This window comes from Streptomyces sp. PT12 (assembly GCF_003311645.1).
GTDB lineage: Bacteria > Actinomycetota > Actinomycetes > Streptomycetales > Streptomycetaceae > Streptomyces.
On the sequence record NZ_QEST01000182.1, the window covers coordinates 25,802 to 50,955 of the forward strand.

Sequence of the window (25,154 nt, forward strand, 5' to 3'; positions counted from 1 at the left end):
ACGCCCCATGAACGACGCCCCATGAACGACGACCCATGAACGACGACCGATGAGAGGAGCGAGGATGAACGAGGGCAGCCATGGCCGATGACGCGAGGCGCGCCGTTTCCGACCTAGTGCGCGCCGTCCACCGCGCCGCCCCCGCCCAGGAGTTCGTGCCGGGCGTCACCCCCGTCACGCCCTCAGGCGCGGTGCTCGACGCCGACGACCGGGTGGCCCTCGTGGAGGCCGCCGTCGACCTGCGGATCGCCGCCGTCACCCACGCCCCCAGGTTTGAGCGCGCCTTCGCCAGAAGGCTCGGCCTGCGCAAGGCGTTCCTGACCAACTCGGGCTCGTCCGCGAACCTCCTCGCCGTCTCCGCGCTCACCGCGCCCCAGCTCGGCGAGCGGCGGCTGCGCCCCGGCGACGAGGTCGTCACCGCGGCCGCCGGCTTCCCGACGACGGTCAACCCCCTGGTGCAGAACGGCCTGGTCCCGGTCTTCGTCGACATCGAGCTGCCCACCTACAACACCACGGTCGAACGCGTCGCCGCCGCCGTCGGCCCGCGCACCCGGGGCATCGCCCTCGCCCACGCCATGGGCAACCCGTTCGAGGCGGCCGAGCTCGCCGCGTTCGCCCGCGACCGCGGACTGTGGCTCGTGGAGGACAACTGCGACGCGGTTGGCTCCCGCTACCGGGGCGAGCTCACCGGGCACTTCGGCCATCTGAGCACCGTGAGCTTCTACCCCGCGCACCACATCACCATGGGCGAGGGCGGCTGCGTCCTCACCGACAGCCTCGAACTCGCGGGCCTGGTCGAGGCGTTCCGCGACTGGGGGCGCGACTGCTGGTGCGCCCCAGGGGAGGACGACCGGTGCCACAAGAGGTTCGACTGGCAGCTCGGCACCCTGCCGCACGGCTACGACCACAAGTACGTCTTCTCCCAGGTCGGCTACAACCTCAAGTCCACCGACCTCCAGGCCGCGCTCGGCCTGAGCCAGCTGGCGAAGCTCGACCGGTTCGGCGAGCGGCGCCGCGCCAACTGGCGGCGGCTGCGCACCGAGCTCGACGGGCTGCCGGGGCTGCTGCTCCCCGAGGCGACCCCGGGGAGCGACCCCAGCTGGTTCGGCTTCGTGATCACCGTCGAGCCCGGCGCCCCCTTCACCCGTCGCGACCTCCAGCTGCACCTCGAGGGGCGCAGGATCGGCACCCGCCTGCTGTTCAGCGGCAACCTCACCCGCCAGCCCGCGTACGCCTCGGTGGCCTACCGGGTCTCAGGCACCCTGGAGAACAGCGACCTCGTCACCGCGCGGACCCTCTGGATCGGGGTCCACCCCGGCATCACCGACGCGATGCTCGACCATGTCGTCGACGAGATCGGCACGTTCGTCCGCTCCCGCGCCCGCGGCCGCGTCAGGGGCGCGGCGCCGCGCCAAGCGCGGGCAGGATCGTCTCCCCGACGCGGTACGCCTCCTCGAGCAGGGGGTTCCCCGAGAGGATGAACGTGTCGACGCCCAGGTCCTCATACTCCTTGAGCCGCTCGACGACCTGGGCGGTCGAGCCGACGACCGCGGTGCCAGGACCCGGCCGGAACAGACTCATGCCGGGCCAGAGGTTCGGGTGCCGCTCCAGCTCGCGGGCCCGCGCCGGGACCCGGCCGCCGTGCTGCCTGAACTGCCGCTGCCAGCCGACCCCTTCACCGCCCGCCCGGTCCCCGAGCTGGCGGGCGTAGGTGGCCTCGCTCGTCACGTCGAGCAGCCGGTCGGCGGCCGCCCACGCCTCGTCCTCGGAGGCCCGCGCGATCAGGTGCACGCGCGGCCCGAAGCGCGGGGTCCTGCCGTGCGCGGCGGCGGCCTTCCGCACCCGGTCGAGCTTCTCCTCAAGCTGCCGCGGCGGCTCGGCCCACGTGAGGTAGACATCCATGTGCCCGGGGGCCACCTCGATCCCCGGGGGCGACGAGCCGCCGAACCACAGCGGCACTTCCGGGGCCTGGACCGGCCTCGGATCGCCGAACGAGGCGCCCGCGCCGGTCAGTTCGTAGAAGCGGCCCTTGTGGTCGACGACCTCGTCGGTGACGAGCCGCCCCTCGCGCAGGACGCAGACGCGGTCCGCGAGGCGCACCGCCTCCTCGACGTCGTGGGTGACCAGCAGGACGGCGGGGCGGTGGACTCGGCACAGCTCGTTCACCAGGTCCTGCATGCGCAGCCGGGTCAGCGCGTCGAGCGCGGCGAACGGCTCGTCGAGCGGCAGGAGTTCGGGCTCCCGCACCAGCGCGCGGGCGAGCGCCACGCGCTGCGCCTCCCCGCCGGGGAGGGTGGTGGGCCACGCGCGGGCGTGCGTCTCGTGGCCGACCTCGGCAAGCGCCCTGCGCCCGCGCTCGGCCGGGCCCTGGGGAGCGCGACCGACACATTGGCCAGGACCCGCTTGGCGGGGACGAGCCGCGGCTCCTGGAAGACGGTGGTGCGCGCCCTCGGCACCAGGATCTCGCCCGAGTCCGCCTCGTCGAGGGCGCCGAGGATCCGCAGCAGCGTCGTCTTGCCGCTGCCGCTGCCGCTGCCGCCGCCGCTCGCGCCGAGCAGCGCCACGAACTCGCCCTCGCCGATGGGGAGGTCGAGCCCGTCGAGCACGGCCCGCCCGCCGAACGCCTTGCGCAGCCCGCGTACATGGACGGCGACGCTCATCGGACCGCCCTCCGCCACGGCATCAGCAGCCGTTCGAGCACGCGCACGATCACATCCGGGCACAGCCCGAGCAGCCCGTACACCAGGATGCAGACGGCGAGGATGTCGGTGCGGGCGAAGTCGCCCGCCTGCACCATCAGGTAGCCGATGCCCGCGGTGGTGTTGATCTCCTCGGCGGCGATCAGGGCGATCACGCTGAGGGTCATCGACACCCCCGCCCGCTCGGCGGCCCGCACGCCGGGGACTTCGTCGGTGGTCTTCATCGCAGTGTTGTCACATCGAGCACGTGCGCGGCGACGTCCACCTCGTCACGGGTCACCCCGTGCTCGGCGTAGAAGCGCGCCACATCCTAAAACCGCTCGATGTCCGCGTCGGTGATCGGCTCCACGGTGCCGCCCTGGGCGGCGAACTCCACCTGCCCGCGCGGGGCGTCGCCGGTGAGGGCCTGGGGGCCGACCTCGGTGTTGACGTTGGGGAACGCCTCGGGGTCCTCGCGCTGCCGCGCGCTGGCCTCGTGCAGGTACGCGTAGGGGGCCCGCACCACGTCGGGGTGCTCCTCGGCGAACTCCGTCCTGACGGCCGTGAGGCTGTAGTTGTCGGACGCGATGTCCTCGCCGTCCACCAGGAAGTGGGCCTCGCCGCCGCCGATCTCGGCCACGGAGTACGCCGCCCACACCGCCCAGGCGTCCACCTGGCCCGCGGTGAAGACGGCGCCGGTCTGGTCGGGGCGGAGATAGACCCGCTCGGCCTCCCCCGGGGCGATGCCCTCCTGTTCCAGGGCCTTCAGCAGCAGATACTCGCCGGTCCCGCCCTCGTTGACGGCGACCTTCCTGCCGACGAGGTCGTCGATGGACTCCATGCCCGAGCCGTCCCTGACGAGGATCCCCTCGCCCGCGGGGTCGGGCGCGGTGGCGGTGAAGAACGAGAACCTGGGGTTCTGGGACAGCGCGGTGATGCCGGAGGTGATGGATCCGGTCGCGATGTCGAGCTGGTCGGCGTTGAGGGACTGGGTGGCGGGCGCGAACGGTCCCGCGCTGCCCGTCCAGGCGACCTCGGCGCCCACACCGGCGAGGGCGCGCTCGAGCGAGCCGTCCCTCTTGCCGAGGGCGAGGGCGCCCGAGTTGCCGGGGTCGGGAACGCGGACGGTCACCGTCGGGGCGTCGCCGTCGCCGGTGTCCGCCCGGGAGTCCCCGCAGCCGGTGAGGGCCGCGAGCGCGGCGGCCGACGCGAGTGCGGTGGCCCTCCCTGAACAGGGCGGCCTCGGCGTGGGTGTAGTGGGTGCCGCGGGGCACCGCGTCGGCGTCGGTTGCCGCGTCCTGGAGGGAGCGGACCGCGATGCCGTCGGGCGCGAACGCGTCGGACAGCCACCCGCGGTCGGCGGCGATCCCGGTCGCCGTGGGCACAGGACAGCGCGTGTACCACAGGACCGTGGGCAGGGCTGGGTGTGTCATGGACTCTTCCCTGAAGGAGCTGATCCCCTGGGCGGGGCGGGGCGGGGCGGACGCGCGGCGGGCGCGGGGGCGCACCCGCGCATCGAGGGCGTGGGCCGGAAGGGCCGCGGGCGCGGGCGGACCACCACGGGGGGCCCGCGCGTCGCGGGGTGGGGCTCAGCGACAGACAGCGCTGGAGACGCGCCCCAGGTCGACATGGCGGCGGGCCGTGAGCGGGCACGGGACAACGGCGGTGTGGCGCAACGTTCCGCTCCCTTCCGGCTCCCGCCGCACGCGATCCGGCGGCTGACCCGGAGCCTGGCACAGCCGCGAACGCCCGGCCAAGGAACGTCCCACCCTGTGGGAGCGCACATGAACCCGGTGTTGCCAAGGGCGGTGCGGCCGCCGCGCGCATGCCGCCATGTGAGACGTTCGCGGCCCCGCGCACACGAAGGGGCAGGGCGACCCCACCCCACGAAGGGACGCATGGTGACGCCGACTTCGGGGACCGGCGCGCAGTCCGTCGGGCCCGCCCTCGACATCCTGCTCTGCTTCCACGACAACGCGCCCGACTTCCACGACAACGCGCCCGACCTCAGCGCCTCGGAGATCGCCCGCAGGCTCGAGCTCTCGACATCCACCGCGCACCGGCTGGCCCGCGCCCTGCTGGACGCGGGCTTTTTCGAACAGGACCACCGCACCGCGCGTTACCGGCTCGGCCCCGCGGTCACCGAGCTGGGGCGGCTCTCCTACCACCGGCGTGGCCCGCACCTGGTCGCGCGCGAGCTGACCGACCTGGCCGAACGCACGGGCACCACCGCCGACCTGGCGCTGCGCGGCGGGCCCTACGCCGTCATCGTGGCCGGTGGCTCCGTCACCCCGCGCGTCGGCCCGCGCAGGCCGCTGCACTCCACCGCGCTCGGCAAGGTGCTGCTCGCCTGGCCGCCCCCCGGCGAGGGCGGCGTGGAGTCACTGCCGCCGCTGCCCGCGTTCACCGACCGCACCATCGTCGACTCCGCGCGGCTCGCGGCCGAGCTCGACCAGGTGCGCGCGCGGCGTTACGCGGTCAACGACGGCGAGTCCGCGCACGGCATCCGCACCGTGGCCGTTCCCGTGCTCGACCACATCGAGGCCGCGCGCTTCGCCCTCGCCCTCCGCGGAACGCCCGACCTGATCACCGCCGAGCGCACCGAGTGGTTCCTCGACCAGGGCCCGCGCCTGCGCCTGGGCCATCGAGGTGCTGCTGCTGCCCCCGGCCGAGCGCCGCCGCACGACCGAACGCCGTGTGCCCCGAGGCGATTAAGCGGCCGTGAATCGGTCGATGATACGGACGGGTGGTGAGGTCATGAGCATGGCTGACGCGGCGTCCGGCGAGTCGAACGGGCCGGACGGACCGGACGGACCGGACGGATTGCATGGGGCGGGCGGATCGCATGGGGCGGGCGGCCCCGATGGATCGGACGGCCTGCTCACCTGTCCGCTTCCCGGCTCCTTCCGCTTCGAGCCCTCGCCCCTGTGGGCCCGCCTTCGGGAGTCGAGCCCGGTGGTGCGCGTGCGCACCGTCTCGGGGCATGTGGCCTGGCTGGTCACGCGCTACGAGGACGTCCGCACCGTGCTGAGCGACAGGCGGTTCTCCCGGGCCCTGATGACCGCCCCAGGCGCGCCCCAGGCGGGGGTGACCAAGCCGCGCCGCGGCTCCCTGCCCACGATGGACCCGCCGGAGCACACCCGCGTCAGAAAGCTCCTCACCGCGGGGTTCAGCCACCGCTATCTCGAGGGCCTGCGGCCCTGGATCAGGGACCTGGCGGAGCGGCTCGCGGACGACCTGGCCGCCGCGGGCACCCCGGCCGATGTGCGCACGACCTTCTCGCAGCCCCTCCCGATCCAGGTCATCTGCCAGATCCTCGGCGTCCCCTACGAGGACAGGGAGCGCTTCGCCGCATGGTCGGCGAGCGTCTACGGCCTGTCACCGGCCGAGGCCGACGCGGCGAACGAGTCCTACGACCGGCTGGAGAGCTATCTCGGACGGCTGCTCGCCGCCAAGCGCGCCGAGCTGAGGAACGGGCGCGCGCCCGACGACCTGCTCGACCAGCTCATCGGCGCCAGCGACGAGCACAGGCAGCTGGACGAGGAGCAGCTTGTCGCGTTCGGCCTCAACCTGCTGATCGGCGGCTTCGAGACGACCGCCAACCAGCTGGGCACGTTTGTCGCGTCCCTGCTGGGCAGCCAGGGCGAGTGGCGGAGGCTGGCCGCCGACCCCGACCTCGTGCCAGGGGCCGTGGAGGAGCTGCTGCGGCTGCACCGGCTGTCCGAAACCGGCCAACTACGCATAGCCACCGAGGACATCGAGCTGTCGGGCACCCGCATCCGCGGCGGCGACGGGGTGATCGCCGCCATCGGCGCGGCCAATCGTGACCCCGGGGCCTTCCCCGACCCCGACCGGCTCGACATCACGCGCTCCCCGAACCCCCACCTGGCGTTCGGGCACGGGGCGCACTTCTGCCTGGGGGCGCACCTCGCGCGCATCGAGCTCCAGGAGGCGCTGCGCACGCTCACCCGGACGTTCCCCGCCATGCGCCTGGCCGTGCCCGCAGCGGAGCTCGGCTGGCGCAGGGCGCTCATCAGCGGCCTCGAGCACATCCCCGTCGTGTGCGGGCCGCGCGAGGGCTGAGCCTTTCGAAAGGCGTGACGCGGCGTATCGCGCGCCGATCCGGAGCGTGCGCGAACGGCGGCCCCGCTGTGAGCCCGGCCACGCGACGCCCGTCACATCCGAAGGGGAATAGGAGGCCACAGGGCGGCGCCTCGGTGGGGGAGTGCCGCGGGGCGTAAGACGGCGGTCCGGTGGCGCGGGGAACTACGGCCCGGCCTAGTGGATCTTGTTTTTGCGGTGCCCTGACGGCAGTTCCCACACTGGGCCACGTCGCACATCGCGGCACACCCCGCACCCCCCGCGCACCACTCGTGCGCCCCCGTACGCACCCCGGAGAGAGAAACGAGGTACGTCTCATGACCGCCAGTACGCACGGCACCCGCCGCACCCTGACCCGCAAGGTCGCGCTGGCCGGCATCGTCACCGCTGGCGCGGCCGCCCTGACCCTCCCCTTCGCGCCCGGCGCGGCCGCCGACGACGGGAACGCCCACGTCGCCAGGACCGCCGACGAGACCGCCGCCCCCGCGGCGTTCGCCCCGCAGAGCCCCGACGGCGCCCTGGGCCAGGTCCCCGGCACCGGAGACGACGAGAACGGCGACGACGCGAAGCGTGACAGCGCCGAGCGCGCCGACCGTGGTGACCGCGCCGACCGTGGTGACCGTGGTGACGACGGCGCCGCCCGCGGCGACGACCGCGAGCCCCGTGACAAGGGCCGTGGCGCCCAGTACCGCGAGGACGGCACGCTGATCACCGTCGAGCGCCACGAGCAGCCCAAGGCGCAGGCCGCGTCGGGCGAGGACATCGACCGCTGGATCGACGAGGCGCTCGAGGTCATGGACGAGCAGGGCATCCCCGGCTCCTACGAGGGCATCCACCGCAACCTGATGCGTGAGTCGAGCGGTGACCCGCTCACGATCAACCTGTGGGACAGCAACGCCGAGAAGAACATCCCGTCCAAGGGCCTGCTCCAGGTCATCGACCCGACGTTCGAGCAGTACCACGTCGAGGGCACGAGCAAGGACATCTACGACCCGGTCGCCAACATCGCCGCGGCCTGCAACTACGCGGCCGACCGGTATGGCTCCATGGACAACGTCGACAGCGCGTACTGACCCGGCCCCCGACCCACGAAGCGCACCAGGATCCACGAAGAGCGCCAGGACCCACGAAGCGCACCAGGACCGGCGCCCGCGCCCGGCCCGCCCCCTCGGCGGACCGGGCGCGGGCGCTTCGCGCGCCACGGGCGGGTAGCGTCTCCCCCGTGAGCGAGGACGGCAATCCGGATGACGCCACGCTGCTGGCGGGGCTCGACACCACCACCCCCGCATGGGCTCGGCTGCTCGCGCTCGCCGATCGGTTCGCCGCCGAGCCGCACGCCGCCGACGACTACCGCTGGACGCGGCCCGAGCGGCGCGCCGACGGCGCCGTCACGATGGCCTACCCCGTCTATGGCGAACGCGTCACGCAGGCCCGTCGCGCGCTGGCCGAGGTGGGGGCGGTCACCCCGGCGTACCACTGGATGCGGCGGCCCCGCGTGCGCTACGACGACGGCGCGCTGTCGCCGGGCGACGCGATCCGCATGGCCACGTCCGTCGTGCGCGGGGAGCGCTTCAACGAGGGGACCCTCGGCCGGGCGGTGGAGAGCGGCGCCCTGCGGGCGGTCCTGGTCGCCCTGGCCACCTGGTACCGGGACCGCCCCGGCGCGTGAGCCGCGTCGGCCCGCCGCCGCAACCGGGCGGCGGGCCGAACGCCGGTGCGTTCAGGCGGCGTTGCCCCCGTGCTCGGCACCGCCTGGCGCTTCGGTGCCGAGGTGGACGGGCAGCTCCTGCCGCCGCTTGACGTTGAGTTTGCGGTACACGCGGGTGAGGTGCTGCTCGACGGTGCTCGCGGTGATGAAGAGCTTCCCCGCGATCTCCCGGTTGGTGTAGCCCATGACGGCGAGCGACGCGACGCGGCGTTCCGATTCGGTGAGCCGGGACAGCTCCGCCCGCCCCTCGGGCTCGGCGACGGCGCCGCTGAGCCCGGAAGGCACGGACAGCAGCTCCTCGGTCAGCGGCCTGGCCCGGCACAGCCTGGCGAGGTGCCAGGCGCGGCGGAAGACCATGCGGGCGCGGCGCTTCTCCCCGATGGCGTAGTAGGCGCGGCTGAGGTCGGCCAGCGTGTGGGCCTGTTCGAGCCGGTTCCCGTGGTCCTCGAAGATGTCAAGTGCCTCCGTGAGGAGTTGGGGCCAGCGGGTGGCGGGTCCCGAGGTGGCCAGGATCCGCAGGGACGACGCCCGCGCGGCGGTGCCGTCGGTGCCGGGGCGGGCGAGCTGGTCGGAGGCCAGGCGCCTGGCGCGGTCCTTGTTGCCCAGGCGCAGCCACGCCTGCGCCGCGCTGGTGCGCCAGGGCACCAGGTCGGGCAGGTCGAGGCCCCAGCCGCGCATCAGCTCGCCGCAGGACATGAAGTCGGCGAGCGCCGCGTGGGGGTGGTGGGTGGCGAGGTAGTAGTGGCCGCGGGCGTGCAGGTAGCGCAGCCCGTGGCGGCCGGTGTTGAGCGCGAACGGAACGGGGTGGGCCAGGAGCCGGGCGCCCTCGTCGTAGTCGCCCGCCCTGGTGGCGGCCGTGATCAGGAGGGCCAGGGGGAAGCCGACGGCCAGGCCCCAGGCGCCGGGCGGCAGATGGGCCAGCGCGGCGCGCGCGCCCTCCATGGCCTTGGTCAGCTCCCCGCGCCGCAGGGCGGTGTCGGCCCTGACGGCGGCGAACACGGCCCGCCAGACCGGGGTTCGCCGGGTCGCGGCCTGCGCCAGGTCGTCGCACCAGCGCTCGGCGGCCCGGTACCGGCCCGCCTGGACGAGCTCCTGCAGCGCGAGCATCGCGGCCTCGACGGCCCATGGGTCGGGGCGGCCCAGGCTCAGGTCGTTGAGCGTCCGTTCGGCCCCTTCCGCGGTCTCCTCGCGGCGACCGCGGGAGATGAGGTCGCACAGCGCGGCGAGCGAGCGGAGCCTGGCGTCGTCGTGGGGCCCGCCCAGGCCGTCCTCGGGCTCGCGGGGCGCGGCGCTCCGTGGGCGGTGGGCGGCGAGGGGCGGGTGGACGACGGCGAGCCACGCGTCGAGATCGCGCAGCCCCGTGGCCTCGTGCGCGGGCAGGGTGCGCAGGTGCTCGATGACCCCGGTGGCCTCGGCGACGCGGCCGAACCACAGGAGCTGGCGGATCAGCGGAACGCCGTGGCGGGGCGCGAGCCTGCCGGAGCGCAGGTCCATGACGAGCGCTTCGAGGTGGTGGGCGGCGGCCAGCGGGTTGAGCTGCCACTCCGCGTCGGCGAGCCTGGCGCGGGCAACGGCGCGCTTGGGGCCTTCCTCGCAGCCGCGGTGAGCCAGCTCCAGGCACTCGACGGCCCAGGGCACGCGGCCGTCGAGCAGGGCGTGTTCGGCGGCTTCGAGCAGCAGGTCGCGCGCCCATGGCGGGCCCGCGTCGCCCGCGTCGGTGAGATGGCGCGCGACCGCCACCGGGTCGGCGCCGTGGCGGTGCAGCAGCTCGGCGGCACGGCGGGAGTGCGCGGCCCGTTCGGCGCTCGGCAGGTCGTCGAGGACGGCGGCGCGGGCGGCCGGGTGGCGGAAGTCACCGCCGTCGAGCAGTCCCGCGGCGGTCAGGGTGCGCAGCGCCCGCTCGACGGTCCCCGGCGCCGTGTCGGCGAGGCCGCCGAGCGGGGCGGGCGGGGCGGGTTCGCCGAGGACCGCCAGGGCGCGCGCGATCCGCACGGCCTCGGGCCCCGCGCGGTGGGCGCAGCGCAGCACGGCGCGGCCGTAGCCCTCGGCGCGCACCCCGCCCGCCACCCTGTGGTCCTCGATGAGCGCGTGGAGCAGCAGGGGGTTGCCTCCGCTCGCGGCGTGCAGCGCGGGGGCCAGCCGCTGGGCGGCGCTGGCGCCGAGCTCGTCGGTGAGCAGCCCGGTGACGGCGTCCTGGCCGAGGAGCCCCACATGGAGTTCGGCGACGTTGGGCAGGCGGAGCAACTCGGTGCGCAACGGAGAATTCTCGGGCTCGGGGTGATCCTCACCCGCGAGTGCGAGCAGGATACGGGCCGAGCCGATCCTGCGGGCCAGGTAGTGCAGGCAGCATCGGGACGGACCGTCGGCGTTCCCGATGTCGTCGATCCCTATCAGCAGCGGCGTCTCGGCGGCGAGATCGAGGATCACCTGACTCAGCCCGTGGATCACCTGGACCGCTTCGAAAGTCAGCTCTTCGTACGGTGACGTGGCGGGCGCCGTCGTGGTCAATGCCCGGTCGATCAACTGCCCGGCCCTTGCGACGAGTCCAGGCGGCAGCGGCGCGCTGCGGAAGAGCTGACTGAGAACACTGAACGGAATCCTCCGCTCCGTTGGTGAGCAGATGGCGTCAAGGACGAGGACATCGGATTTTGTGGCGGCCTCGGCGAAATTCCGCAGCAGTTCGGTCTTCCCGCTGCCTGCGGGGCCGTTCAAAAGAACGGTGCGCCCTTCCCCGCGTATTGAGTCGTCGAGCAGTAGTCCCAGCCGCACCAGGTGGTCGCCCCGTTCGAGCAGACGCACCGGTCACCCCCTTGTCGAGATCTGGCATAACCTCGTTGACCTGCGCACTCCTTCGTGAACAGCGGCTCGGCGCTCACTCTAACAATGCCCCTGGGGGGGAAGTTGCATCTGTCACCCATTCCTCGGGAATCGCACGGCAATTGCATTAGCGTCACCCATGGAGGGAGCGGGGGAGTGAGAGATATCCCACATGTGAAGTGGGCGATTTGGTGCCCTCTTACCGGTTTGATGCCGTTCCTCCGTGAAGGCTGGGATCGTTAATGGAAACGTCACAGTGCGAGGACACCAGCGCCGTGCCGGGCTTCCCGCCCCGGTGGGGGCGGTAACACCCTTGACACCGACTTCCCTTGACAACAGAATTGATGCTTGATTTGAGGCTTGTCGCCATGTGCCCCCCACCGCACATCGATCGCTGGCAGCGGTCTGTCAATTGCGCGTGAAAAACCGAACCGAGACGGAGGTTCAGTCGCATGCAATTCAGGATCCTGGGCACCATGGAGATCACCGACCAAAGCCGTTCGATTCAGCTCAGAGGAATGACGCAGAGAGCAGTGCTCGGCTATTTGCTGCTGCATGCCAATGAAACCGTGGCAACCAGTCAGTTATTGCGTGCCCTATGGGGGGATAAACCACCGATCACCGCACGCAAGATGCTTCAGAACGCGGTCGCGGGGCTGCGCCGCCGACTGGACGCCAGGGACGCGCGGCAGGTGTCCCTGCTGACGCACGCGCCGGGCTATCTGCTGCGCGTCGACCCGGAGCGGGTGGACTGGTTCCGCTTCCGCGGCGGGGCCGAGCAGGGCCGGGCGGAGCTGGCGGTGGGCGCGTGGGGGGCGGCCGCCACGCTGCTGCGGGAGGCGCTGGGCCTGTGGCGCGGCCCGCTGCTTGCCGACCTGGCCGAAGTCGGCGTCGACTGGCCCGAGTTGGCCACCGCGGAGGGCATGCGGCTCGCCGTGCTCGAAGACTGCGCCGAGGCGGAGCTGGCGATCGGCCGCCACCACGAGGTGATCGACGAGCTCGCCGCCGCCGCGGAGGCGGCGCCGCGCAGGGAGCGCCTGTGTGGCCTCCTGATGATGGCCCTGTACCGGTGCGGACGGCAGGCGGACGCGCTCGAGTCCTATCGGCGGACGCGCACAGTCCTGGTGGACGAGCTGGGCCTCGACCCGGGGCACGAGCTACGGGAGTTGGAGCGTTCCATCCTCAACCACGATCCGTCGCTCGCGCTGCTCGCGGCCGGCGGAACGGCCGTTTCGCTGCGCAGCGCGCCCGCCGACCTGACCGGTCCGGCCGAGGCCGCGGCGGACGGGGCGGACGCGCGGCAGGGCGCGGCGGCCCAGGGCGCCGACGAGCCTCCGCCCCAGGGCGACGCGCGGGCCGCCGGGTCCGAGCGGGGGGCGTGCGGTGCCACGGTGGAGCGCAAGTGGGTGAGCGTGCTGCTGGTGCGCGCCCAGGAGGGCGAGGGCGGCGAGGCGCAGGACCCCGAGGACGCCGCTGAGGGCATGCGGTGGGTGACGGCGGCAGTGCGTGAGGAGGTCGACCGGTACGGCGGGGTGCTGCACGGCCGGATGGGGTCGGTGTGGCTGGCGCTGTTCGGCGTGGAGCGGAACCGCGAGGACGACGCGCAACGAGCGGTGCGGGCCGCGCTGGCGATCCGCGACCGTGTCGCGGCGCGGCAGCCCGCCGACGCCCTCCCCGAGCCCGCGCCACGGGCCGCGGTGGCCACCGGGGAGGTGCTGGTGACGCCGAGCCGGGAGCCTGGCCATGACGCGGGCACACCCGAGGTGGCCGGTGGGGTGCTCGACGTCGGGATGCGGCTGCTGATGCTGGCCGCCCCGCGCGAGGTGCGGGTCTGCGACGCGACCCGGCAGATGAGCGAGGCCGCCTTCGTCCACGGGGCGTCCGCGCAGCCGATGGGCGGCTGGCGGGTGACGGCGATCAGGGAGTGCCGCGTCGCCGACCAGCCCACCCCGCCTTTTGTGGAGCGCGAGCGGGAGTTGGAGATCCTCCGGGCCCTGCTGCGGGACGTCCTGCGCCGCCGCAGGCCGCAGCTGGCCGCGGTGGTGGGCGAGGCCGGTGTCGGCAAGAGCCGCCTGGTCGCCGAGCTGGCCCTGACGGTGGGCGACGTGGCCGACGGCTTCCGCTTCGTCCTCGGCCGCACCGCGTCCTTCCCCACCAACACGCCCTTCGGGCCGCTGGCCGATGTGGTCAGGTCGCTCCTGGGCGTGCGGCACACCGACTCGCCCACGGTGGTGGAGGAGCGGCTGCTGCACACGGTGCGGCGCCTGGTCGGGCCCGGTGAGGCCGCGGCCCGGCTGCTGCCGCACCTGCGCCCGCTGGCCGGGCTGACCCCTGGCCCGCGGCCGCGCGGCGGCACGCCTGAGGCGTTCGCGGCATGGCGGCGCTTCCTCGAAGAGGCGGCGACCGAACGGCCGTTGGTGATGGTCTTCGAGGACCTGGACCGGGCCGAGACGCCGATGATCGAGTTCGTCCAGGAGCTGATCGCCAACGCCCGCCCCGTGCCGGTGCTCATCGTGGCGACCGCGCGCCCGGTGCAGAGCCAGCCCAGGCCCTGTCGGCACGCGGGCTTCCGCGACTCGACCACCCTGCTGCTCGACCCGCTGTCCGACGCGGGCGCCGCGTTCCTGCTCTCCTCCCTGCTGCCTCCGCTCGGCCCCGGCGAGCAGCCGCTCGACGCCCGCCATCCGCTGGTGGCGAGCATCGGGGGGAACCCCCTGTTCGCCGTGGAGTACGCCCGGGCGCTGCGGGACGGACCGGCCGACCGGGAGATACCGACGCCGCCCGCGGTGCGCAGCATCATCGCGGCCCGGCTCGACACGCTGCCCAGGGGGGCGAAGGCGGTGCTCCAGGACGCGGCGATCTTCGGAGCCTCGGTGGACGCGGTGGCGTTGGCCGCGGTCGGCGGCCGCAGCTGGATCGAGGTGCGTCGGCACCTGGAGAGCCTGGAGCGCGGGGAGTTCCTGCGGCGCAACGGGCGGGTGTCGGTGACCGGCGACCCGGAGTACGACTTCCAGCAGGTCGTGGTGCGGGAGGTGGCGTATGCGCAGATGCCGCGTGAGGTCAGGTCGGCCAAGCACAGCAGGGCAGCGCGGTGGCTGGAGATGCGGGAGGCCGAGCGGGCCGTGCCGCGCGCCCACCGCCCCAGGGCCGCGCCGCTGGCCGCCCCCGCGGGGTAGGGCCCGTCTGACCATCCCCGGCGGGATCGCGACAACTGGCATCCCTCCCCCGGACTTCGTCCGGGGGGGACCCCAGGCTGCGTTGCCGCATCGCGCGAGTACCTCCCCCGGACTCCGTCCGGGAGGTGCCCCCACCGTACGAGCTGCGATCCGGCGCCTTGCCAGGCGGGCGCCATCCGCCGCTCGCCGATCCACCGCGGATTATCAGACAGGCCCTGGCGCGGTGGCCCTGGCCGCGCCGGGGCGCCGGGCGCGGTGCGACTCAGACCGGGCCCGGCCTCGCCGGGTGCGGGGCCAGGCCCGGGTCCGGGTGCGGGGCCAGGTCCGGGGTCAAGTCCCCTTCGGCACCCGGGCCTTGGGCCAGCAGGACCGCGCCGTGCAGGGAGGACAGGCCGCCGAGCACCGCGGGAGCCACCGGGGGCGGCGGGTGGCCCGGCCTGGCAAGGCCGCGGGCGTGGTCGGCGACCGCGGCCACGAACCCCGGCAGCCCGTCGGCGAACCCGCCGCCGACCAAGGCGCGGTCGGGGGCGAGCAGTTCGCCGAGCGAGACGATGGCGGTCGCGAGCGCGGCGCAGCTCTCGTCCACGGCGGCCACCGCCCATGGCGCGCGGGCGGCGAACGCCTCACGGAGCGCGGCGAACGGCACCTCGCCACCGGTGCCGCGCAGCCGCGCGGCCCGCCGCAGGGTGGCAGGACCCGCGGCCACCGCCTGGAGGCAGCCGCGCCGCCCGCAGCCGCAGCGCGGCCCCGCCCTGTCCACGATCAGATGGCCGATCTCGCTCGCCCCCCGGCCGAGCCCAGGACAGGGGCGGCCGCCCAGCACGACCCCGCCGCCGACGCCGGTGCCGACACCGAGGTAGACGAGGTTCGCGCAGCCGGTGGCGTGCGCCTCGGCGAGGGCCGCGAGGTCGCCGTCGTCCGCCCAGGCGACCCGGGCGGCGGGGAACAGGGCGCGCAGCGAGGCGCCGAGGTCGAGACCGGTCCAGGACGGTCGGCCCGGCCAGGTGATGACCCGTCCCGCGGGGTCGACGGTGCCCGGCATGGCGACGCCGACAGAGGCGATGGGCGCGTTCCAGCGGTCGCGCAACGCCCGTACCCGCTCGGCGAGTTCCGCCAGATCGCGGTCCGCGTCGCCGGTTTCGGGCCAGCGGAAGACATCCTCCCAGGCGTCGGCCCTGCCGTTGCCTCCGTCGTTGCCCTGGCCGTCGCCCTGGCCCTGCGCGCCGCCGCCGACGGCGCGCAGGGCGACCTTGGTGCCGCCGATGTCGATGCCGAGGCGGCCTGTGGGCGCGTTTGTCGGCGCGTTCATCGGCCGGTCAGCCGTCCACCACGCCCAGCAGGGCGCGGGCCGCCAGCCGGTAGCCGAGCGCGCCGAGGCCGACGATGACGCCGCTGGCCAGCGGCGCGATGACGGACTCGTGGCGGAAGCGCTCGCGCGCCCAGACGTTCGACAGGTGGACCTCGATCCACGGCCTGGGGTAGTTGGCCAGCGCGTCGCGCAGGCTCCAGCCCGCGATCATCAGCGCGCCCGGGTTGACGATGGCGCCCACCGTGTCGTAGCTGTCCTGGATCGCGTGGATCAGCTCGCCCTCGGAGTCGTGCTGGACGGCCACGACCTTCCAGCCGCGCCCGGCGACCTCCTCGCCCACCGCCTCCTCGACATCGGCGAGCGTGGCGGTCCCATACACCTCGGGCTCACGTTTCCCAAGAATTCCCAGATTGGGGCCGTTCAACAGCAGTATGTCGCTCAAGGGTCACCTCACCCAGCAATTAACGGGGCCTTTATTTGGAATGCCGGATTGTCGCGGCGTTGACGCATCGAAGGTATAGCAGCGAGCCTCTTGGGCGCAGCGCGGCCTCGCGATCCCCCGGAAATCAAGGGGATATATAGGGGGATCCTTAGGGGGTGTTCCCCTTTATCGCGAGCGGATAGCATGCCGCACGTGCGATGGCGGGCATCCACATTCACCCGTCGTTATGCCGCATCCATTCTGCGAGGAGAATCATGAGTGATCCCGCGCGCCAGGCACCGGAATTCCCGGCCTGGCCCCAGTTCGACGAAGCGGAGCGGGCGGGGCTCATCCGCGCGCTCGAGCAAGGACAGTGGTGGCGCAACGGCGGCAGCGAGGTCGACACCTTCGAGCGGGAGTTCGCCGCCTACCACGGCTCCCCCTACGCCCTGGCCGTCACCAATGGAACGCACGCCCTCGAGCTGGCCCTCGAGGTCCTGGGCGTCGGGCCTGGCACCGAGGTCATCGTCCCGGCGTTCACGTTCATCTCGTCCTCCCAGGCCGCCCAGCGCCTCGGCGCCGTCGCCGTGCCGGTGGACGTCGACCCTGAGACGTACTGCATCGACGTGGCCGCGGCCGAGGCGGCGATCACCCCGAGGACCCGGGCGATCATGCCGGTGCACATGGCCGGGCACTTCTCCGACATGGACGCGCTGGAGAAGCTGTCCGCCGACTCGGGCGTGCGGCTGATCCAGGACGCCGCGCACGCGCACGGGGCGCAGTGGCAGGGCAAGCGCGTCGGCGAGCTCGGCTCGGTGGCGGCGTTCAGCTTCCAGAACGGCAAGCTGATGACGGCCGGTGAGGGGGGCGCCGTCACCTTCCCCGAGAGCGAGCTGTACGAGGAGGCGTTCCTGCGGCACAGCTGCGGGCGGCCGCGCGACGACCGCACGTACCGGCACCGCACCTCGGGCTCCAACTTCCGGCTCAACGAGTTCTCCGCCTCGGTGCTGCGGGCGCAGCTGGCCAGGCTCGACGGGCAGATCGAGACCAGGGAGCGGCGCTGGCCGCTGCTGGCCGACCTGCTCGCCGAGATCCCCGGCGTGATCCCGCAGGGCCGCGACCGGAGGGCCGACAGGAACCCGCACTACATGGCGATGTTCCGCGTCCCCGGCATCACCGAGGAGCGCCGCAACGCCCTGGTCGACGCCCTCATCGAGCGCGGGCTGCCCGCGTTCGCCGCGTTCCGCGCGATCTACCGGTGCGACGGGTTCTGGGAGACCGCGGCGCCCAGCGAGTCGGTGGACGACATCGCACGACGCTGCCCCAACTCCGAGGCGATCAACGCCGACTGCGTCTGGCTGCACCACAGGACCCTGCTGGGCACCGAGCGGAACATGCACGACATCGCGACCATCGTGGCCGACACCCTGGCCGAGGCGTGAGCGCCCCCGCGCGCGCCGCGGCCGTCCGCCCCGTGCGGGTGGCGCTGGTCGGCCTCGGCTGGGCGGGGCGGTCGATCTGGCTGCCCCGGCTCCGCGAGCACCCGGCGTACACGGTCACGGCCGTGGCCGATCCCGACCCGGCCGCCCGCGCCGCGGCCGTCGCCGAGCACGCGGGGGCGCGCACCCTCGCGGGGGTGGCGCAGCTGGGGCCGGGGGTGGCCGACCTGGCGGTGGTGGCGGTGCCCAACCACCTGCACGCGCCGGTGGCGGAGGAGCTGCTGGGCCGCGGCATCCCGGTGTTCGTGGAGAAGCCCGTCTGCCTGACCCCGGCGGAGGCCGACCGGCTCGCGGCGGCCGAGCGGGCGGGCGGCGCGGTGCTGCTCGCCGGGAGCGCGGCCCGCTACCGGGCCGATGTGCGCGCGCTGCACGCGCTCGCCGGGGACCTCGGCACCGTGCGGCACATCGAGGCCGCGTGGGTGCGGGCCAGCGGGGTGCCGGACGCGGGCGGCTGGTTCACCGACCAGCGGCGGGCGGGCGGCGGCGCGCTGCTCGACCTGGGCTGGCACCTGCTGGACAGCATCGGCCCACTCCTCGGCGGCGCCGTCTTCGAGCAGGTGGCGGGGACGGTCTCCGACGACTTCGTCAGCAGCGGCTCACGGCGGGCGGCCTGGCGGCGCGACGGCGCCCTCGGCACGGGGAACGCGACGGGGAACGCCTCGGGGAGCGCCACCCGGAACGCCACGGGCGACGTGGAGGACACCGCGCGCGGCTTCCTGGTCACCGGGGACGGGGTGTCGGTGTCGCTGCGGGCCAGCTGGGCGTCGCACGAGCCGCGCGACGTGACCCTGATCCGCGTCGAGGGCAGCGCGGGAACGGCGACGTTGCGCTGCACCTTCGGGTTCAGCCCCAACCGCCAGGAGCGCTCTGAGCTGACCCGTACCAGGGACGGCGAGACGCGCCCCGTGGCGGTGCCGGACGAGCCGGTCGGCGCCGAGTACCTCAGGCAGCTCGACGCGCTGCCCGCGTTGCTGGCCGACCCGGCCGTCAGGGGCCGCGCGGTGGCGGACGCCCGCCGCGCCATCGGGGTCATCGAGGGGCTCTACACCTCGGCCAGGACCTCCCGCGACCGCCGGGCCGCCCCCGGGCCCGCGGTGCCCGCCGAGGTGTGAAGGGCCGCCCACCGCACGCCCCGGGCCCGGCGCACGGGCGCGCAACGCACGCAATCCGACTCTCAGCGCGGAGGAACGCGATGGACACCCACCTGATCAGGAACGCGCCACATCCGGCCACCGCCGTGCCCCCCAGGCCGCGGGCGGTGGTGTTCGACCTCGACGGGGTCCTGGTGGACAGCTTCGAGGTGATGCGGGAGGCGTTCACCATCGCCTACCGCGAGGTCGTCGGCGAAGGCCCGGCGCCGTTCGACGAGTACAACCGGCACCTGGGCCGGTACTTCCCCGACATCATGCGCATCATGGACCTCCCGCTCGAGATGGAGGGGCCGTTCGTCAGGGAGAGCTACCGGCTGGCCCACCGCGTGCCCCTGTTCGACGGCGTGCCCGAGCTGCTGCGCGCCCTGCGGGACCGCGGCCTGCGGCTGGCCGTCGCCACGGGCAAGAGCGGCCCCAGGGCCCGCTCACTCCTGCAACAGCTGGGCGTGCTCCCGCTGTTCGACCACGTCATCGGCTCCGACGAGGTGGCCAGGCCCAAGCCCGCGCCCGACATCGTGGAGCACGCGCTCGCCCTGCTCGGGGCCTCGGCGGCCGAGGCGCTGATGGTCGGCGACGCGGTCACCGACCTGGCGAGCGCGCGGGGCGCCGGGGTCGCCGCGGTGGCCGCCCTGTGGGGCGAGTCCGACGAGGCGGCGCTGCTCGCGGCGGGCCCCGACGCGGTGCTGCACGCCCCGGCCGAGCTGCTTGCGCTCTGTCCCGCGGTGGACACGCCCGACCGCTGACCCGCCCGTGGGCGTGCGCCCCCCCGCGCACGCCCCGGGCCGCGCGCACCGCCCCGGGGGCCCGCGCCGCGCCCGGCCGCGCACCGGCCCCGGTCAGGGCGTCGCGCGCGGCATCGCCGCCAGGGCGTCGAGCACGACGCCCTCGGGAACGTCGGGGACCAGCTCCACGCCGTTCGGCCCGTCCAGCACGAACGTCAGGCCGCGCATCGCCTTCTTGTCGAGGCGCATCAGGGCGACCAGGGCCGCAGGGTCGACGTCCGCGGGGAGCGCGGTAGGCAGCCGGTAGGCGCGGACCACCTCCAGGTGTTCGGCGACCCGCGCCCGCCCGATGCGCCCGAGCGCGCCCGCGAGCCGCCCCGCGAAGACCGTGCCCACCGCCACCGCCTCTCCGTGCCGCAGCGCGAAGTCGGTGGCGCGCTCCAGCGCGTGGCCCAGCGTGTGACCGTAGTTGAGCGTGTGCCGCGGCCCCGTGTCCCGCTCGTCCGCGCTGACCACGGACGCCTTGAGCGCCACGCTGGCCGCGATCTGCTCGTCGACCGGCAGTCCGCGCAGGTCACCGGCGCCGATGAAGTGGCAGCGGGCGATCTCCCCATAGCCGTTGGTCCACTCCCTCGGCGGCAGGGTGCGCAGATAGTCCGTGTCGCACAGGACCGCCTTGGGCTGCCAGTAGGCGCCGACCAGGTTCTTGCCCTCCGGCAGGTTGACCGCCGTCTTGCCGCCGACGCTCGCGTCCACCTGGGCCAGCAGCGACGTCGGCAGATGCACCACAGGCACCCCGCGGTGGTAGAGCGCGGCGGCGAGACCGACCGAGTCGGTCGTGGTGCCGCCGCCGATGGAGATCACCGCGTCGGTGCGGGTCAGCCCGAACCTGGCGAACGCGCGGCACATCTCCTGCACCCCCGCGAGCGTCTTGTCCTCCTCCCCGTCCCTGGCGCGCAGCACCAGGGAGGGAACGCCGGGGTCGGGCACCTCGTCGAGCGGGCGGGCCGAGACGACGGCCACCCGGCGGGCGCCGAGCCCCGCGACGACCCCCGGCAGCTCGTGCCGCGCCCCCGCCCCGATGATGACGGGGTAGGAGTGGCCGCCGAGCGCCACCTCGATCCTGCGGTGTGCCGCTTCCGTCCGTGTCACGTCGTCCACGTCCTTTCCCGAACGCCGGTTGTCGCCGTCACCATTACCGTCACCGCCCGAGGCGGGCCGCGCGGGCGGCCGCCGTCACGCGGCCCGCTCCCCGGCGCGCCCGGCCGCGCGCAGGGCGCGCGCCGCGAGCGCCGCGGTGGCGCGGGGGATGCCGAGGCGGTTCGCGGCCAGCCGGGCGTGCTCGAAGAGCAGATAGTTGAGCGAGACGCCCCCGCCGTCGCCTCCGCCGCCCGCGTTTCCGCCGTCCCCGTTTCCGTCGAGCGCGTTCCCTCCGGGGCCGCGGCGGCGGTCCGCGACGATGCCGCGGACGGTCTTGACGTAGTGCTCCCAGGAGTCCCCCAGCCGCCCGTCGCCGGGGAAGCCCGCCTCGGGCCCCGGCAGCAACGCGGCCCGCCGATCCGCCCGCACCCCCAGGTCCACGCGGCGGGCCGGGGTCAGCTGCCCGGTGTCGCGCAGCCAGCAGGCGAACAGGAACGCCGGGCGCTCCGCCGTCGGCAGCAGCCCGGTGAGGAGCCGCAGGTGCGCCACGGCCGCGGGCAGCCGCCCGCCGGGGGGCAGCCCGCCATCGCGCAGCGCGTCGAGCGCGAAGTCGCTGTGAGCCGTGGCGAGTTCGACGGCGGGCTGGCCGCCGCGCAGCGCCGGGGCCGCCGCCTCGCCCGCCGACCCCAGCCGCCTCCCCACATCGGCGAGAACGCGCGGGGTCGACCTGACCCACACCCGGAATTCCGGCTCCCCTTCGGGCCAGGCACCGTCGCCGTCCCGAAGGAAATGCCATTCGGCGCCGCTGTCCGCGGCGTTGACGAAGCGTAGGGAGTCAAGCAGGGGGAACAATCCTCGGCCAGGCGTCCGGTAAAGCCACCACTGACGGAACACGCAATCTCCCGCGATTTCTGTGGACCCGATTCTGGGGACCAGGAAAGGACCCGGAAAATCTTCCCCCGCGAGGGTAGTGTCCTCGCCCGTTCCCTCTCCATCGGCCACGACCCGAAAACGGCGGGAGATCCAATACAGGGATGCCGTAGGGGGGTGGTTAGGGGATCGGCCGGTCCGCCACGGTGCGACGCTGTGATGGCGTGCCGCGTTCTCCTACCGCGCTCTCGTCGTTTCCTTTCCGCTGGACAGAGGGATGTGTCGTGCCATGCTGCGTACCGAGCTGATCCGGCCGCTGCCCGAGCTCATCGAGGCCAACGCCCTTCGCTTCGGGGACAAGACCGCGTTCCGCGACGACCGCAGGAGCGTCACCTACGGCCAGCTCGCGGCGCGCACCCGGCGGCTCGCCGGGCACCTGACCGGGCTCAGGCTCCAGCCGGGCGACCGCGCGGCGATCTACCTCGGCAACCGCGTCGAGACGGTGGAGAGCTATCTGGCGATCACCAGGGCAAGCGCGATCGGCGTGCCGCTCAACCCCCGCTCCACCGACGCCGAGCTGGCGTATCTGCTGGACGACAGCGGCGCCCGCGTGCTGATCACCGACCCGGCCCACGCCGCCCAGGTGCGGCGCGTGCTGACCGGCGCACGTCGGCCGAAGGTCATCGTCACCGGCGAGCAGGGCGTACCGGCCGAAGCGCCCGTCGGCGCGCTGTCGTTCGCCGCGCTGGCCGAGACCGAGCCGGGCGCGCCCGCGCGGGACGACCTGGGCCTGGACGACCTGGCGTGGATGCTCTACACCTCGGGCACCACGGGCAAGCCCAAGGGCGTGCTCTCCACCCAGCGGAACTGCCTGTGGTCGGTCGCCGCCTGCTATGTCCCGGTGCCGGGACTGTCCGCCGACGACCGGGTGATCTGGCCGCTGCCGCTCTTCCACAGCCTGGCGCACATCGTGTGCGTGCTGGGCGTCACCGCGGTGGGCGCCACCGCAAGGATCGTCGACGGCTTCGCGGCGGACGACATCCTCGAGGCCATCGCCGAGGAGTCGGCGACGTTCCTCGCCGGGGTGCCCACCCTGTACCACCACCTGGTCCAGGCGGCCAACGAACGCGGCTTCCACGCCCCTGACCTGCGGATGTGCCTCGTGGGCGGCGCGATCACCACCGCGGCGCTGCGGCAGGCGTTCGAGGAGACCTTCGACGCCCCGCTGCTCGACGCCTACGGAAGCACCGAGACCTGCGGCTCGATCACCATCAACTGGCCCACGGGCGCCCGCGTCGAGGGGTCCTGCGGGCTGCCGGTGCCCGGGCTCGGGGTGCGGCTCGTGGACCCGGAGACCGGCAGGGACGTGCCCGCGGGGCAGGAGGGCGAGGTCTGGGTCAGCGGCCCCAGCGTGATGGCGGGGGGCTACCACAACCAGCCCGAGGCCACCGCCGCGGCGCTCCGCGACGGCTGGTACCGCACCGGGGACCTGGCCCGCAGGGACGAGGCCGGGTACTTCACCGTCACGGGCCGCATCAAGGAGGTGATCATCCGCGGCGGCGAGAACATCCACCCCATCGAGGTCGAGGAGGTCCTGCGCGCGGTCCCCGGCGTGGCCGATGTCGCGGTGGCGGGCAAGCCCCACGACGTCCTGGGCGAGGTCCCGGTGGCCTACCTGGTCCCCGGGCCCGAAGGGCTGTCCCCCGAGGCGCTGTTCGCGGCGTGCCAGGAGCGGCTGTCGTACTTCAAGGTGCCCGAGGAGCTGTACGAGATCGACCGCGTGCCGCGCACCTCGTCGGGCAAGGTCACCCGCCACGCCCTGGTCGACCGGCCAGCCCGGCTGCTCGCGACCAGCAGCGGCCACTACGAGACGCTGTTCAGGACCGACTGGGTGCCGCTGCCGCCCATCAGGAACGCCGATGCCCTTGCCACCGCCGCGACCGACGCAACCGCCGCGGGCGATACCGCCGGGACGCCGGACGCCGGTGGCCACTGGGCCGTCGCGGGGCCAGACCCGCTCGGCGTGGGCGCGGCGCTCACGGCTGCGGGGCTGCGGGTCGAGACGTTCGCCGAGCCCGGCGCGGTGCGGGACGCCGTCGCGGGCGGGGCCACCGCGCCCGAGGTGACGGTGCTCGGCCACCCCCCCGCGGGCGATGAGCTGACCCGCGTGCTCACCTGGTGGGCGACCGACGAGCGGTTGGCCGCCACCCGGCTCCTGGTGACTACCCGACGGGCCGTCACGACCGGGACGGAGCCGCCGGCCGCCGCGACCGACACGGCCACCGACGCCGCCGCACAGGCCGCAACCTGGGGCGCGGTCACCGCGGTTCAGGCCGCCCACCCCGGGCGGCTGCTCCTTGCCGACCTGGACCACGCCCCCCACTCGGCCGCCGCGCTTCCTGCCGCCGCCGCCTCGGGCGCGCCCCGCGTCGCCCTGCGGGCCGGGCACGCGTTCCACCCCCGCCCCGCGCACGCCGCCCCCGCGCCGGAGCGGGACCACGCCGCCGCGCTGCTCGACCCCAGGGGCACCGTGGTGATCACCGGCGCGGACGGCGCCGCGGGCGCGGCCGTCGCGCACCACCTGGTCGCCGCCCACCGCGCCCGCCACCTGCTGCTCATCAGCCAGCGCGGCGACGAGGACCCGGCGACCGCCAGGCTCGCCGCCGAGCTTGCCCGCGCCGGGGCCGACCCCACACCGGCCGCCGCCGACGCGACCGACCGCGCGGCGTTGGCCGCCGCCCTCACCCTCGCCCCCCGCCCGCTCACCGCGGTCGTGCACACCCAGGGCGAGCCCGGCGAGCTGTCCGAGCGCGAACTCGCCGCCCTCGCGGACGGCGCCGCGCATCTGCACGCCCTGACACGGAACGTTGAACTGGCTTCGTTCACCCTGCTCTCACCCGCCGCCGCGCCTCCCGCGGCCCCCGGCCGCGCCGACCACGCCGCCGCGACGGCCGTGCTCGACGCCCTGGCCCACCAACGGCGCGCCCTCGGCCTGCCCGCCCTCTCGCTGTCCTGGGACCCCGCGCTGCCCGAGCGGGAACGCCTCGCCGCGTTCGACGCCGCCCACACCACCGACCAGGCCGCGCTCGCCGCGACAGCCGCGCCCCTGGGCGCCGCCCCCGCCACCGCGCCCCGCCCCGCCGCCGGTGCCGCCAACGACGACGCGTCAGGGCGGGCGAACGCGCTGCGCCGCGAGCTGGCGGAGCTGGCCCCCGCGGCGCGGAAACGCGCGCTGCTCGACCTCGTCCGCGCCGAGGCGGCCGCGCTCCGCGACCTGCCGAGCCCCGAGGCGCTCGGCGCCGAACGCGCCTTCAAGGAGCTCGGCTTCACCTCACAGACCGCGGTCGAGCTGCGCAACCGCCTGGTCGCGGCCACCGGGCTGCGGATCTCCGCCGCCGCCGCGTTCGACCACCCCACCCCGGCCGCCCTCGCCCTGCACCTGCGCGACGAACTGTTCGGATCCCGGCCAGCCGAGGCGGAACAGCCACCGGTCACCGTGGCGGCGGACGAGCCGATCGCGATCGTCGGCATGGCGTGCCGCCTGCCGGGCGGGGTGGCCTCG

Annotated in this window: 16 protein-coding genes and 4 pseudogenes; 10 read left to right on the forward strand and 10 right to left on the reverse strand. The window is 74.5% G+C overall.

Going from position 1 to position 25,154, the window contains the following annotated elements:
- The first annotated feature begins 80 nt into the window (after positions 1 to 80).
- On the forward strand, positions 81 to 1,481 hold the full coding sequence (gene rfbH / locus DEH69_RS20130; protein ID WP_113688383.1) for a lipopolysaccharide biosynthesis protein RfbH: 1,401 nt from the start codon (positions 81 to 83) through the stop codon (positions 1,479 to 1,481).
- Here rfbH and DEH69_RS31655 read toward each other — a convergent pair.
- The 5 genes and pseudogenes from DEH69_RS31655 to DEH69_RS32930 all read right to left on the reverse strand — a co-directional run.
- A complete protein-coding gene (locus DEH69_RS31655; protein WP_258534823.1) occupies positions 1,393 to 2,013 on the reverse strand; it encodes an LLM class flavin-dependent oxidoreductase in 621 nt (206 codons plus the stop codon). The genes rfbH and DEH69_RS31655 overlap by 89 nt on opposite strands.
- Before the next feature lie 30 nt (positions 2,014 to 2,043).
- A pseudogene (locus tag DEH69_RS31660) lies at positions 2,044 to 2,660 on the reverse strand (ATP-binding cassette domain-containing protein); the annotation flags it as partial.
- Positions 2,657 to 2,878 (reverse strand): annotated as a pseudogene (locus DEH69_RS20140) (ABC transporter permease); the annotation flags it as partial. The pseudogenes DEH69_RS31660 and DEH69_RS20140, both read right to left, overlap by 4 nt.
- A 131-nt stretch (positions 2,879 to 3,009) precedes the next feature.
- Positions 3,010 to 3,810 (reverse strand): NrtA/SsuA/CpmA family ABC transporter substrate-binding protein, encoded by an 801-nt coding sequence (locus tag DEH69_RS20145; RefSeq protein ID WP_309302883.1) that lies wholly within the window; start codon positions 3,808 to 3,810, stop codon positions 3,010 to 3,012.
- A gap of 88 nt (positions 3,811 to 3,898) precedes the next feature.
- A pseudogene (locus DEH69_RS32930) lies at positions 3,899 to 4,111 on the reverse strand (ABC transporter substrate-binding protein); the annotation flags it as partial.
- Positions 4,112 to 4,576: 465 nt separating this feature from the next.
- On the opposite strand from DEH69_RS32930, the pseudogene DEH69_RS20150 reads away from it, so the two are divergent.
- The 4 genes and pseudogenes from DEH69_RS20150 to DEH69_RS20165 all read left to right on the forward strand — a co-directional run bounded on the left by DEH69_RS20150 (position 4,577) and on the right by DEH69_RS20165 (position 8,448).
- Positions 4,577 to 5,393: pseudogene (locus DEH69_RS20150) on the forward strand (IclR family transcriptional regulator).
- Positions 5,394 to 5,435: 42 nt separating this feature from the next.
- The gene (locus DEH69_RS20155) at positions 5,436 to 6,761 is read left to right on the forward strand and encodes a cytochrome P450 (RefSeq protein WP_220131313.1); all 1,326 of its coding nucleotides are present in this window, start codon (positions 5,436 to 5,438) and stop codon (positions 6,759 to 6,761) included.
- Positions 6,762 to 7,096: 335 nt separating this feature from the next.
- Entirely contained in the window at positions 7,097 to 7,852 is a 756-nt protein-coding gene (locus DEH69_RS20160) for a transglycosylase SLT domain-containing protein (RefSeq protein WP_113688384.1), read from the forward strand.
- Between the two features lie 149 nt (positions 7,853 to 8,001).
- The gene (locus tag DEH69_RS20165; protein ID WP_113688385.1) at positions 8,002 to 8,448 is read left to right on the forward strand and encodes a DUF6508 domain-containing protein; all 447 of its coding nucleotides are present in this window, start codon (positions 8,002 to 8,004) and stop codon (positions 8,446 to 8,448) included.
- Between the two features lie 51 nt (positions 8,449 to 8,499).
- Here the strand turns inward: DEH69_RS20165 and DEH69_RS20170 are convergent, their stop codons facing one another.
- Positions 8,500 to 11,286, reverse strand: coding sequence for an AAA family ATPase (locus DEH69_RS20170; protein WP_113688386.1), 2,787 nt, complete (start codon positions 11,284 to 11,286; stop codon positions 8,500 to 8,502).
- Positions 11,287 to 11,822: 536 nt separating this feature from the next.
- Here DEH69_RS20170 and DEH69_RS20175 point away from each other — a divergent pair.
- Positions 11,823 to 14,480 (forward strand): BTAD domain-containing putative transcriptional regulator, encoded by a 2,658-nt coding sequence (locus tag DEH69_RS20175; protein ID WP_181727519.1) that lies wholly within the window; start codon positions 11,823 to 11,825, stop codon positions 14,478 to 14,480.
- Between the two features lie 262 nt (positions 14,481 to 14,742).
- Here the strand turns inward: DEH69_RS20175 and DEH69_RS20180 are convergent, their stop codons facing one another.
- Both DEH69_RS20180 and DEH69_RS20185 read right to left on the reverse strand, forming a co-directional pair.
- Entirely contained in the window at positions 14,743 to 15,789 is a 1,047-nt protein-coding gene (locus tag DEH69_RS20180) for an ROK family protein (RefSeq protein WP_113688388.1), read from the reverse strand.
- A 7-nt stretch (positions 15,790 to 15,796) separates the two neighbouring features.
- Positions 15,797 to 16,231, reverse strand: coding sequence for a type II 3-dehydroquinate dehydratase (locus tag DEH69_RS20185; RefSeq protein WP_113688389.1), 435 nt, complete (start codon positions 16,229 to 16,231; stop codon positions 15,797 to 15,799).
- A gap of 254 nt (positions 16,232 to 16,485) precedes the next feature.
- Here DEH69_RS20185 and DEH69_RS20190 point away from each other — a divergent pair, with 254 nt between their 5' ends.
- From DEH69_RS20190 to DEH69_RS20200, 3 genes are all read left to right on the forward strand, one after another.
- Positions 16,486 to 17,652, forward strand: coding sequence for a DegT/DnrJ/EryC1/StrS family aminotransferase (locus DEH69_RS20190; RefSeq protein ID WP_113688390.1), 1,167 nt, complete (start codon positions 16,486 to 16,488; stop codon positions 17,650 to 17,652).
- On the forward strand, positions 17,649 to 18,821 hold the full coding sequence (locus DEH69_RS20195) for a Gfo/Idh/MocA family protein (protein WP_258534819.1): 1,173 nt from the start codon (positions 17,649 to 17,651) through the stop codon (positions 18,819 to 18,821). The genes DEH69_RS20190 and DEH69_RS20195 overlap by 4 nt, the downstream gene beginning before the upstream one ends.
- 80 nt (positions 18,822 to 18,901) lie before the next feature.
- The gene (locus tag DEH69_RS20200) at positions 18,902 to 19,603 is read left to right on the forward strand and encodes an HAD-IA family hydrolase (RefSeq protein ID WP_113688391.1); all 702 of its coding nucleotides are present in this window, start codon (positions 18,902 to 18,904) and stop codon (positions 19,601 to 19,603) included.
- Positions 19,604 to 19,696: 93 nt separating this feature from the next.
- Here DEH69_RS20200 and DEH69_RS20205 read toward each other — a convergent pair whose 3' ends face one another.
- Both DEH69_RS20205 and DEH69_RS20210 read right to left on the reverse strand, forming a co-directional pair.
- Positions 19,697 to 20,734 carry a 3-dehydroquinate synthase gene (locus DEH69_RS20205; protein WP_113688400.1) on the reverse strand — a complete coding sequence of 346 codons (1,038 nt, stop codon included), beginning with the start codon at positions 20,732 to 20,734 and terminating at the stop codon, positions 19,697 to 19,699.
- Positions 20,735 to 20,818: 84 nt separating this feature from the next.
- Positions 20,819 to 21,616 (reverse strand): hypothetical protein, encoded by a 798-nt coding sequence (locus DEH69_RS20210; protein WP_147255726.1) that lies wholly within the window; start codon positions 21,614 to 21,616, stop codon positions 20,819 to 20,821.
- 265 nt (positions 21,617 to 21,881) lie between these two features.
- On the opposite strand from DEH69_RS20210, the gene DEH69_RS20215 reads away from it, so the two are divergent.
- A partial coding sequence (locus DEH69_RS20215) for an AMP-binding protein (protein WP_113688393.1) occupies positions 21,882 to 25,154 on the forward strand: 3,273 nt, incomplete at its 3' end.